This is a genomic window from Clostridiales bacterium (assembly GCA_030016385.1).
In the GTDB taxonomy this organism is placed as follows: domain Bacteria; phylum Bacillota; class Clostridia; order Clostridiales; family Oxobacteraceae; genus JASEJN01.
The window spans coordinates 12,898-25,307 of record JASEJN010000015.1; the positions used below are offsets into that span (position 1 = coordinate 12,898).

The window sequence follows — 12,410 nt, forward strand, 5'->3', positions numbered from 1 at the left end:
TTTATTTATCATAGAAGTCTCCGATCCAATAGAAAAACATTGGTAACTATGAAAAATAATATATTCAAGACACGGCCGAACATTATACGTTTACCATACCAGATTTATGTTATATTCCACATATATATTGCATTTCCTTCACAATTAATAAAGAAAGTATGATAATGAGACAATCTTGATGAGCTTCTCTGTGGAACATGTTTTACAGCATTTGATTCATCTGAGTTGATGGTATATAATGTAATATATTTGATAGTAAATATTGTAAAAATGGCAAAATATATATTTCACATGAAAATTTTCATAATGGCTACATTATTTACAACATGTTCTATCTAAGTCTACAACTCACTGATTGAACTATGCCTGCAAAATGTATAAAATATTAAGTAATGTGGGAGGGAGATAAATGAATAGAAATGAACTGCACGTGATATACGGAAATAATCCGCTGAAAATGGTGAAAGAAGTGCTCTCTAAAATAAAAATCGAGGATGAAATCAAACCTGACATGCTCATAGGCATAAAGCCCAACCTGGTTGTTGCAAAACCGGCATGTGAGGGCGCCACGACGCATCCTGAAATAGTTGAGGGCGTCATACAGTATCTTAAAGAAAAAGGATTCAAAAACATAATAATACTTGAAAGTTCATGGGTAGGGGACAGCACTGACAGAGCATATAAGGTATGCGGATATGAGGATATATCGAAAAAGTACAATGTACCTTTGTTTGACCTTAAGAAAGATTCATATGAGGTAAGAAATTCAGGAACCATGGACTTAAAGGTATGCAAAAAAGCCCTTGAGGTCGACTATCTTATTAATATGCCTGTATTGAAGGCCCACTGCCAGACGTTATTTACATGCTCGATAAAGAATTTAAAGGGCTGCGTACCTGATAATGAAAAAAGAAGATTCCATTCTTTAGGTATTCACAAGCCTATCGGCAATCTTGCAAAAGTGTTAAAGTGCGGGCTGATAATTGTGGATGCAATTTGCGGAGACCTTACATTTGAAGAAGGAGGGAACCCCATCCAAATGGATAGGCTGATCATAGGTAAAGACCCTGTACTCATAGACACATACGGTGCCTCGCTTATCGGATATTCCAAGGATGATATTGAATATATAGGCATTGCCGAAAAAGCCGGAGCAGGATCATCAGATCTTGAACATGCAGACATACATGAATATAATTCATCGCTTAAAAACGGAGCCAAATTCAAACCCTCAGGCAAGTCGAAAAGACTGTCCCAAAAAGTAATAGCAAAGGATGCATGCTCGGCATGCTACGGAAGCCTTATTCATGCCCTCCAGAGACTGGATGAAAAGGGTATGTTCGAAAAAATGAAGGACAGTGTATATATAGGTCAGGGATTCAGAGGTAAATCCATCGATGGTATAGGTGTAGGAAACTGCACGTGCAAATTTACCAAAAATGTAAAAGGCTGCCCGGCTTCTGCAAAGGATATAATAGAGTTTTTGGAAAAACAGATATGAATGCAATGCAGGCGGCATGGGCTTTAGGTAAGTACTAAAATATTACTGTTTAAGACAAATTTATTTGAAATTTACAACCCATGCATCTTTTATATAATCGTCAATAATTTTTCTTGAAAGGTTAAACCAACTGATGCACTTATCGATGATAACAGAATCTGAAGTAACCACTCTGCCAATATCGCGGAGCACGGCATCCGCATTAGGAACAAGTTTGACTTCAACAGGAATATCCCATTTGTCTGCGTGCCGGAGTATCCTGCTGCAAAGCCTGCCTGAGTTTGAGACAGGGGCATCGAGATAGAATTTGGCTCCGGGAATCGAAAGCTCTCTGAAGCTTTTTCCTATGAGCTCCAATGCGATATCTGTCTGCTCGATCAATCGGTAGGTTCCCCGCAAACCTGCGAGGTCCCGCATGACTCCGTCATTTCCGAGTATTATAATGCTTTTGGAAAGCGCGACTTCAATAGTGATTATAAGATTGAAACCGTCAATATACAGGCATCCATTTTTAGCATCTTCCAGCGGGAGCATGTTGCTCCTTCTCTTTTTATATTGAAGGCTTGTGGATGTTGCCCTTTGAAGGGCAAGCCGCTGCCTTGAAGAAAGCAGGTAATGGTTGCCTACAAACGTGATTGCGCCATCCTGCCTATACCCTCTGTCAAGCAGCCATTGAACTTCTTTTTGAGCAGTCTTGAGTTTTGAAATAGCTTCATTCGAAAACCATCTTTGATCATTTTCATCGAAGCCTCTCCTTGTTGGCAATTATAACCCTCCTATGGATTACATCCCGATATTATTGCATTTCTTATTTATATTATAGAACTTTTTATGAATATATTTGTCCTAATTTTTTAACATTTCTTCGATTCGTAATATGAACTTATGTTATTTTGAACACTCATTCGTCGCTCAAAATAACATAACCCCATCTATGCCTGATTTCAAATTGTGAATTGAAGTTAATATTTATATTTGACCTCAACAGTTTATGCTTAATATAATCTAAAAATAGTATCATATTACAATTAGATTACAATTAAACAAATATGTTCCAATTAATATGTATATACATTATAATAAATGTATTAAAATAAAAGGGAGCGATTTTATGAAGAATAAAATGGTTCATTCTTATATGATTGCTGCCATGATTATACTTTCTCTGTTCACTTTAATGTTTACATCGCTTGTAGATACAGCAAAAGCACGGATATGTCAAAATAACCGGTTGCATTTATTCTGAATACTATGGTTTCAGTTTTCCCATTATTTCGGAAGATGGTTTCGAGACATCCTTTTGCACCGAAACAGGATTTTATGAAGCTCCCTTTATTTTCACAAAAATAAACGACGACTTGAATGGCAGCAAAATAAATTTCATTAATGGCTGGAAAAGCGATATACAGGCATCGGACGAAAAAGGAAAGTTTATATACCTCATAGCAGAGTTCGGCTCTCTGAAGAGCGACCCGAAACAAGGAGTTACAATTGTCCGTAAGGTGGACTATAAAAGTGGAAAAACAATTACTGAAAACCAGTTCTTAACCCCGAGCAAGCACGGTCAAATTAAAGCGACGGATTTCGATGCATTTAAAATCGGCGTAACTGCAAAGGACGGATACAAATGGATATTTGATATTTTTGACGGTTACAGAGAAATTAACTCACCATAGTGATAAGATATTATGATATTTGTCCTATGTATACATTTTTCTTACATTCCGCAACAGTTGATAAATATTCCAAGTACTTAAAAAAGTAATTTTATTTCTTTAAAAAATCACGAATATTTTTTAGTTATTTTTTAGTTAAAGGGACGGTTAATTTCACTTAAGCTTTTGGACAAGCCAAAATTATTTATATTATAGTTTACAACTTTTTATTAACCGTCCCCTGATTGCACAACTTTTTATTAACCGTCCCTGTCCACTCATTTACTTTTTTATTTTAGAACAGCAAACGAGCATATAGGATCCCATGGCTTTAATTTTATGGGCTCTTTTTCAAGTGCGGCCTTAAGTTTATCCGAAAGATATTTTTTATTGATTATAACTTCATAGGTATATTCGTCGAACCAGGAATCATCCATTACAAAATAACCGTCTTTGCCGTTTTTCTCCCCCCAGCTATTCTCAACCTTCCAGCGGTTTGGCCTGTCATTTACAAGATTAACGCCGGTAAGCGCCATTGCATGTGTCGGACTGCTGTCCCTGTAATCGAGCTTTTCTCCCTTCGGAATAATAATATCCGTGCCCAACGCAAGATCATAGTCATAAAGGCTGCTATCCATTACGCCGAGCTCCCTGTTGGACATTTTGGTTACATCGCAGCCAAACCATACTTCTTCATTATCCTTAAGCTGTTTTATTGCGAGATCTTTCATTGTGCCTATATCAACATTCAAATATGTCATATATCCTGCCTCTACTACATTTCCGTAGTATGGGATCTGATATAGTACGCCGAATTTTTTATCCCTGGTAGGTGCATTTATTACACTTACATATTCATCGACATCTATACCAACAAACTTATTGAAAAACTCCACAGGCGTAATGTTTTCGTAACCGAAGAATTTCTTATCGGTATCCCTGTATTCAAAATCGAATCTTTTAGGAGGTTCGCCAAGGAAACGGCATAACATGCTAAAAATCGCATTGAGAATATCTTCCTTCTCATGCCTCATTTCTTCGGAAGTACCATTTTCATCATGGATTTCCCTTATTTTTAATGCCCCTTCTCTTAGTTTTGAATTCAAAAGAGCATTCATTTTTTCACTGTTGCTGCTGTGAAAAGTCTCAAGCATAGAATATTTAGGCATAACACCGTATTTTTTAACAAGATTGCAGAATAAACCCCAGTCGCCGCCATCTGGAACTGGCAGTTTCAGAAATATTGTCACAATTCTGCTGTCTATAGTTTCATCTACAGTGCTTATTATATTTTCAAGGAATAGGTTTGCCTTTTCAAGCTTATCCCAGAACATAAGGTAACATTCTGAAAGCTCAAAATCCTTTATTTTATATTTTTCAATTATTCCCTGCCTTATAATGTTAAGACCCGCAAACATCCAACATCTCCCGGATTTTTTCTGATCGGTCACCTTGCCGGCATCAATATCGATCGAAAATGCATGCTGGTCTTTTGCAATCACCTGATTATTTATGGACGCCGCGTCGATACCATTTTTGGATATAGCATCCATTAATACTTTGTTATTAATATTATCTTTGAAACGATTAAATGAGTTATTTAAAAATTCATCTGTAATACTTTCTTTCAAGTTAACCTCTCCTTCCCATATATCTTTAATCACAATTATACTATAATATTCAACTAAATTGAACAAAAGGACGGTTCATTTTAGTTTGTGTGTATCCAAAATAAAATGAACCGTCCTTTTCAAAATTTTAGACAAGCATAAATTATTTGTCCCTTCGTAAGTTTTTATTAACCGTCCCCAATCCTCAAGTCTTGATTCCAAATCTTTTTATTAACCGTCCCCCGACTGTTGTTTGCCGTTTGCTATCTTTTATTAACCGTCCCTGTCTCCTTTCTATTTTTTAATATATCTTCCAAATTTCCTGGGCAAAACCAAATCATTGAATTGTCTGTTGAAATAACTGTCTGTCATGCCGGCGATATAATCAACTACAATCCTTGCATTGCTATTGTTTTCTTTATATGAGTCACTCATCTCTTTTAAATGCTCACCGTAAATCAACGAGGACTCATCTTTTTCGTTTAGCTGCTTTATATACGTTTCAAATAATAGCTTGAACATGTTCTTTATTTTGCCGTTTTCTTTCGTCTTAAAAGGATTGTTGTAAATCCTTTCACGGTTGAAATCAAATAGTTCGTTGAGAGCATCATAAACATCTTTGGAAAAACGCAGATATGGCTTGTCATAGCTATTCAATACTATGTCACGGATCAGTTTATTTATTATATCCCGGTTATTATTTCCGAGTACTTTTACGATGCCCTTCGGTATGTCTTCACGTTTTATCATCCTGACGGTCATTGCATCTTCAATGTCACGGCCTATATAGGAAATAATATCGCTTACCTTCACTACGCACCCTTCAAGAGTCATTGGAACTATTCCCGTGCTGAAATTCTTCACTTTCCAGCATTTACTATACTCGTCCAAAAACCTATCCCAATCCTTGCCCGTATCGGGTTCATATCTTGATTGCAACTGTTCTCCATTGTGGGCAAGCACTCCGTCGAGTACCTGCAATGTTAAATTAAGACCCCGGCCATGATCTTCAAGTTCCATAAGGGATCTGACGCTCTGGGCATTATGGCAGAAATAGCCAAAACCTTTGCTGGAACATATTTCATCGATATAACTCTCACCATCGTGACCATATGGTACATGCCCTATGTCATGACCTAACGCAATCGCTTCTATCAAGTCCTCATTTAATTTTAAGCATCTTCCAATCATTCTTCCTATTTTTGACACAAGCTGAACATGAAGCACTCTGTGAGTTATATGATCATTATCGAAAAGAAAGAACACCTGAGTTTTATCGATATATCTCGTATACGCCCTTGAATGAATTATTCTGTCGCCGTCGTGGAAAAAGACAGGCCTTATGTTCTCTCTATCAGGCATTTCCTCCCTTTCCGGAAAAAGCCTTATCCCTTGGAGGCTCCTGCATGCATATTTGCTAAGAGTTCTCCCTTCCCTCTTGGCATTGTTTTTGATTATTTCGCTGTATATTTCCCTCTCATCCATGATAACACCTTCTCAAGTTACCATAATATTTATTATTTATAATCTATCACTACAAAATAAATAGTCAATATAATAATCTTCAATTCGCAATATGAAATCAGGCATAAATGTGATTATGTTATTTTGAGCAACGAATGAGCATTATGAAAGTTTTGATAAGTTCTTGGCTTTGCTGCCGCAAAGAATCCTTAGAGCTTTTGATTGTCTGAGCTTAGGCGAGTTTCAAAAGCTCTTGGATTCTTTGCGGCTGCTGGCCTTAGAACTTACAAAACTTAAATCTGCCGAATGAGTGTTCAAAATAACATAAGCTCATATTGCGAATTAAATATAATAATATATGTTTATTTCTACTTTATATCAGATTTTCCTGCAAATGAGACCTATATCAAACGGAGTGCATTTTTTATATTTTAAGAATATTATTCCAATCGCTAATCTCAAAGTATGAAAAAGACAATTCATGGCATATCAAAATTGGCGCATTTAGCGGCTCATTCCCGCTTAACAGAAATACTGTGCATATATTTGTGAACTTTTTTCCTGTTTTTTTGAAATAAGTTCGACTTTTTTGCAAAACTCTCTTGATAGTGGGAGGCATATATAGTAGAATATGAATATATTATTCATGAATTCGCCAATATAATTTAGATGATGTGGATCTAGAGTTTCTACCGGACAGCCGTAAATTGTTCGACTATTGGAGTGCATTCAGATGTATTGTGTACATTTGTGCTCTTTATTAGTTTGCGGCGATTGGTGGAAAAATCAATTGCTTTTTTTATTATTGGCGAAAATACAATTTAAAAGGGCTAAAGCTCTTAAATATTTTTAATGGGGGGTTTATAATTGGAAAACTTTTTCAAACTAAAGGAAAACGGTACAAATGTGACAACTGAAATTATTGCAGGCTTTACCACATTCTTTGCGATGTCATACATCATATTTGTCAATCCGGCAATACTATCACAAACTGGCATACCGTGGGGCGGCGTCTTCCTGGCGACAATCATTGCAGCCACAATAGGCACTCTCGTCATGGGACTCTTTGCAAATGTGCCATATGCACAGGCTCCGGGCATGGGTTTAAACGCCTTCTTTACTTATACAGTATGTTTTGGTCTGGGTTTTAGCTGGCAGCAAGCTCTGTCAATGGTTTTTATCTGCGGTATTATTAATATTATAATAACCGTGACAAAGATTCGTAAATCGATCATCAAATCGATTCCAGTCAGCCTTCAAAATGCAATCGGCGGAGGAATCGGTATTTTTATCGCTTACATCGGCATCAAAAACGCAGGCTTTTTACAGTTTACTTCAGATCCCGGCAAACATGCCATTTTAAAAGACGGGACCGTTATTGCCGACGCAAGTGCGGTACCTGCGCTTGTGGCATTTAACAATCCCGCTGTCATATTGGCCTTAATCGGACTTGTTATAACCGTTGCATTATTGCTTTTCAAAGTGAGAGGAGCAATCTTGATCAGCATTATACTGACTACATTGATCGGCATTCCTATGGGCGTTGTCGATGTTACAACTGCAGGCGCAACCACCGGAATAGGCAAGTCCTTTGCTCAGCTTGGCACTACTATCGGAGTTATTTTCACCAGTAAGGGAATAGGTTCACTTTTCAGCGATATCTCTAAATTGCCTCTTGTTTTAATGACTATATTCTCTTTCAGTCTGTCGGATACATTCGATACAATCGGAACTTTCATAGGCACAGGCCGCAGAAGCGGAATCTTCAGCAAAGAAGATGAAATCGCCATGGAAACCAGTTCGGGATTTAAATCAAAAATGGATAAAGCTCTTTTTGCAGATGCAATCGCGACTTCGATAGGAGCATTATTTGGTACATCAAACACAACTACCTATGTTGAAAGTGCGGCAGGAATAGGTGCAGGCGGCCGTACGGGCTTAACAAGTGTCGTTACCGCATTGTTATTTGTTGCATGTATCTTCCTGGCACCTATCGCGGGTCTGGTCCCCTCGGCTGCAACCGCACCGGTTCTTATCGTAGTTGGCATCATGATGCTTTCATCTTTCAAAGAGATTAAGTGGGCAGATTTGGAAGAAGCCATTCCGGCTTTCTTTGCAGGCATATTCATGGCTCTTTGCTACAGTATTTCCTATGGTATAGCAGGAGGATTCATATTCTACTGTATCGTCAAGATTTGCAAAAAGCAAACTAAAGATATTCATCCGATATTGCTTGTAGCCACACTGCTCTTTATATTGAACTTTATAATTCTTTCGATTATCTAAGAAAACAGAACATTGATTCGTTCAGCAACTCAAATGATTATAATAATGCCGCGTTGAAATTCAGCGCGGCATTATTATAATATAAGTATAGGGGGAACGGTTCATTTCATTTAAGCTTTTGGAAAGGTAAAATCCAGGAAACATCCCGAAAGGAGCGATAATAATCATGCCATGTACGAAAACCATAAAAATGGATATTTTAATTGGCAAGGAAAAGGAAGGGCTTTATTTCGACCTACCGTTTCAAACCCCAAAAGGTGTACAGAGGATAGATATCAGGTACAGCTATGAACGGCACCGCAGCACCGCTGTAAATGGAGTAACAAAAAATGAGGAGATCAACATCATCGACCTTGCCCTGTCGTCCGGAGCAGGGGAATTTATCGGCTCTTCAGGCTCGGACAGAAGCCATGTTTGGGTATCGGAATACAATTCATCCGACGGATATGCCCCCGTTGAAACGAAAGAAGGAACATGGAACATAATAGTCGGCGCATACAAAGTCCACGACGAAGGCGTAAAGGTTACATATGAAATAACATTCGAATTTAAAGAGCGCACGCTTCTCAAGGGAGATTGCCATGTTCATACCACAGGTTCCGACGGCGTACTGCCGGTGAACGTGATTGAGCAGCTTGCAATATCGAACAACCTCGATTTTATATTCATCACAGATCACAACAACTATTACCATGACCCTGCCCTAAGAAGCAGCAAAAACCTGACCGTGATCCCGGGAGTCGAGTGGACACATTTTAAAGGCCATGCAAATATGCTCGGCGTAGAAAGGGCTTTTTATGGAAAATATTATGCCAATGATATTGAAGGCGTACAGAAGATATTCAGCGAAGCCAGAAAAAATGGCGCAGTAATAGTCATAAACCACCCATTTGACCAAAACTGCAGCTGGAGGTTGGGACTTCATAATATACAGTATGACTGTATCGAAGCCTGGAACGGCATAATAAAGCAAAGTGACATGCAGTGCATAGGATGGTGGCACAATGAGCTTTGCCAGGGAAGGAAAATCCCAATTATAGGAGGAAGCGATTTTCACAGGTTCGAAAATTTCGGAATGATCGGGCGTCCTACGACATGCGTATACAGTATGTCGAGGAGCCGTACTGATATAATAGATGCCATACTGCACGGCCGCTCGTATATAACCTTTCAGCCGCAGGCCCCTTCTGTCGATATGCGATGCAATGACGGTTTTATAGGTGATACCGTAAAATATGAAAAAGGCCTCGATATTTCATTTGCGTTTTCATCTCTGAATGCAGGGGATATTATCAGGATTTATTCTTCATCGGGAATTGAAAAGGAAATCAATGTTTCGCAGGCCGGCGAAATGAGTTTTAAAATAGAAGCAAAGGATTCGGCTTTTTATCGGGCTGAAATTTATAGAAAACTTCTGCCCAATCTTCCGCCTTTCCTTTGCCTTGTTACAAACCCGATTTACTTTTCAAAGTAATATTTAAAACTTATCAAATGGGGCAGTGCTCCAGGAAACAAGGTTTATGCCTTCCTGCTGCACTGTCTTTAAAAAATCGTCATCCATCAGAAATTGGTACTCCCACATTCGCTTTCGCCACTCAGGAGAAGCTTCCATATGCTCTTTGCTGAATCCCGATGGGTGCAAAAACATCTCGGTTATACCTTCTTTTATGTTTCTAATTTCATTTATATAATATTTTTTCAGGTTCTCATAGCTTCCCAGGTCTCTGACGCGGGACTGGCTCGTAAACATATCGGAGAGTACGTGCACTCCCATCTTTTGAGCAAAAGCAGCAGCCATTTTATGGGCCTTATCTATTTCATATGGTATGGCACCGCCTTTAAACATTTCTTTAATATATCCGTCACCTTTGGGAAACCTGAAAGGCAGATGATATTTCACGCAAAGTTCAAAAGCTTCCTTTAAAAATGGCCTGCCGGTAATACCATATACGGTGCCGCAGTGGCTGTCTGCATGGTCAAGGGTATATCCTAAAGATGTCACAAAATCATACTGTGCATTTATTTCCGTCGATACCTCATCGCCCCTTGCCCCTTTGTAAAACAGACTTACATCATGAAATAATCTTCCCTTGTCATCAAGGATGGATGATACGGAACTCGGTGGAGCGATGCTTCTCCACCTTTCATATTCATAATCTGAATTCAGCGTGATGTGAAGCCCCATATTTACTTTTTTGTTATTGACCGCCCGGCGTACGGCATCCTTCGCCTCCCTGCTGGGTGCCATAACCGTCGTCGATGTGATCCTGCCTTCATTGAACAGGTGCTCCACAGCATCATTTGTCTCCTTGCACACTCCAAAATCATCTGCATTTACAATAAGATATCTGTTCGACATTATCTACACCTCTCTTGATTTTAATGTTTTTGATTCCTTGATAGATTTTTCTGGGAAATTTAGAAAACGTGAAAATATGCAGCTTATTACCATAAGTATAAAAGGAAAAATAATTAAAAGAAATTTGGAGGCAGCGCCTGGATTGGGACCTGGAACTTTTCCGCTTTTAAAACCATACAGCCTGTTTACAAGTAGGAATGCCAAACTTGTAAAAAGACCGTTCATCCTGTTCATAAAACCTCCCACGCCTGAATATATACCTTCCCTGTGGGTACCTGACTTCTGCGCATCCTCGTCGATTATCCTCGCACCTATAAGATCCATGGTGGCGATAACTCCTGCAAATCCAAAGCCTACAACGGAGCTTGCAATAATTGCGGTTATAAGGGAATTTGCAAAATAAAGAGGTATAAAACCTATACCCAGTACCATCAATGCCCCTCTCCATACAGGAATAAGGGTTTTCTTCTTTATCAGCTGCGCCCATATTGCAACAGCGCCTATGGCGATAAAGAGGACCGTTCCCAGCAAATATGTCGACTGGCTGTCTTTAATCTTCAATGCGTATTTAGTATAAAAAGTAATGCCGGCCATTACCAGGGACATTGTGGCGCTATAGAATGCATTGGTAAAACCTGCGATCCAAAATTTTTTGTTTTTTGCCAGTGATTTGATGCTATCCCAGAGTTGCGGCTTTTCGTTTTTAAGGTATTGAGGATTTTCATGACATCCGATGGTTGAATAAATTATAACTGATGCACCGAGGATACCATACAACAAAGCCGTTGTTGAATATCCAATCCTGCTTGCAACCATCGGCGTAAGGGCTATGCTTATGACCATCGCCACCAGTTGGAATGCCTGTCTCATTGCATTTGTGGAAGCCCTCTCGGCATCGCTTGGAAATAACTCTGGGAACAGCGCTCCGTAGTTGGCATTCACTAAAGAATCCAGCGTACCGGTGAGTATGTAGCTTATAAAAAAGTATATGAAAAGCCAGTTGCTTGCGATAAGAAATTGGGGAGGATTAAAAAATGCTAAAAAACTCAATCCAAGAAGCGGTGCACCTATCACAAGCCACGGCCTTCGCCTGCCCCATCTGGTCCTTGTCCTGTCTGAAAGATATCCGTAAATAGAGTTGTCAGCAGCATCTATAAAAGTATATATAAACAGTACTAAAGAATATGATGCAGTATCGAGTCCGAGTTTATCCACATAAAATATTGCTGAAAAAGTTTTGAACATATTAATAGGTATAGATGTCCCAAACATCCCTATCGCATAGCGGAAGGGGCTGGTCTTTTTCACCTGAGGTTCCATAACAATCGCATCCTTTCAATATTTTTTTGCAGAAGGGAGAAGACATTTCTCCTCTGTTAAACAGGATGCTTCAATAATCGGAGGAATGTCAATAGCTTTGAAAAAGGTTCTTATACAATGATTATACCATATTCTGTATGAAGAGAAAGTAAAATTATCTTAACAATTAATTTTGACTGTCCCCCATAGATCCTCATTTATTATGCCGTCTTCTG

General features: G+C 38.8%; 9 protein-coding genes and 1 riboswitch. Of the genes, 4 read left to right on the forward strand and 5 right to left on the reverse strand.

Annotated elements, in window-relative coordinates:
• Nucleotides 1-409 precede the first annotated feature (409 nt).
• Nucleotides 410-1,501, forward strand: coding sequence for a DUF362 domain-containing protein (locus QME45_05370; protein MDI6618092.1), 1,092 nt, complete (start codon nt 410-412; stop codon nt 1,499-1,501).
• Between the two features lie 60 nt (nt 1,502-1,561).
• On the opposite strand, the gene QME45_05375 is transcribed toward QME45_05370, so the two are convergent.
• Nucleotides 1,562-2,266, reverse strand: coding sequence for a DUF434 domain-containing protein (locus tag QME45_05375; protein ID MDI6618093.1), 705 nt, complete (start codon nt 2,264-2,266; stop codon nt 1,562-1,564).
• Between the two features lie 593 nt (nt 2,267-2,859).
• On the opposite strand from QME45_05375, the gene QME45_05380 reads away from it, so the two are divergent.
• A complete protein-coding gene (locus tag QME45_05380; GenBank protein MDI6618094.1) occupies nt 2,860-3,177 on the forward strand; it encodes a hypothetical protein in 318 nt (105 codons plus the stop codon).
• Nucleotides 3,178-3,446: 269 nt separating this feature from the next.
• Here the strand turns inward: QME45_05380 and QME45_05385 are convergent, their stop codons facing one another.
• Both QME45_05385 and QME45_05390 read right to left on the reverse strand, forming a co-directional pair.
• Nucleotides 3,447-4,787 (reverse strand): C1 family peptidase, encoded by a 1,341-nt coding sequence (locus QME45_05385; protein ID MDI6618095.1) that lies wholly within the window; start codon nt 4,785-4,787, stop codon nt 3,447-3,449.
• 273 nt (nt 4,788-5,060) lie between these two features.
• Complete coding sequence (locus QME45_05390; protein ID MDI6618096.1) at nt 5,061-6,251, reverse strand: HD domain-containing protein; 1,191 nt, start codon at nt 6,249-6,251, stop codon at nt 5,061-5,063.
• A 615-nt stretch (nt 6,252-6,866) separates the two neighbouring features.
• Nucleotides 6,867-6,968: riboswitch (purine riboswitch) on the forward strand.
• 129 nt (nt 6,969-7,097) lie between these two features.
• Here QME45_05390 and QME45_05395 point away from each other — a divergent pair.
• Together QME45_05395 and QME45_05400 are read left to right on the forward strand one after the other, a co-directional pair.
• Nucleotides 7,098-8,516, forward strand: a complete 1,419-nt coding sequence (locus QME45_05395; protein MDI6618097.1) for an NCS2 family permease — start codon at nt 7,098-7,100, stop codon at nt 8,514-8,516.
• Nucleotides 8,517-8,682: 166 nt separating this feature from the next.
• A complete protein-coding gene (locus tag QME45_05400) occupies nt 8,683-9,990 on the forward strand; it encodes a CehA/McbA family metallohydrolase (protein MDI6618098.1) in 1,308 nt (435 codons plus the stop codon).
• 3 nt (nt 9,991-9,993) lie between these two features.
• Here QME45_05400 and QME45_05405 read toward each other — a convergent pair whose 3' ends face one another.
• Both QME45_05405 and QME45_05410 read right to left on the reverse strand, forming a co-directional pair.
• Nucleotides 9,994-10,875, reverse strand: coding sequence for a polysaccharide deacetylase family protein (locus tag QME45_05405; protein ID MDI6618099.1), 882 nt, complete (start codon nt 10,873-10,875; stop codon nt 9,994-9,996).
• A 3-nt stretch (nt 10,876-10,878) separates the two neighbouring features.
• The gene (locus tag QME45_05410; protein MDI6618100.1) at nt 10,879-12,195 is read right to left on the reverse strand and encodes an MFS transporter; all 1,317 of its coding nucleotides are present in this window, start codon (nt 12,193-12,195) and stop codon (nt 10,879-10,881) included.
• Nucleotides 12,196-12,410 lie beyond the last annotated feature (215 nt).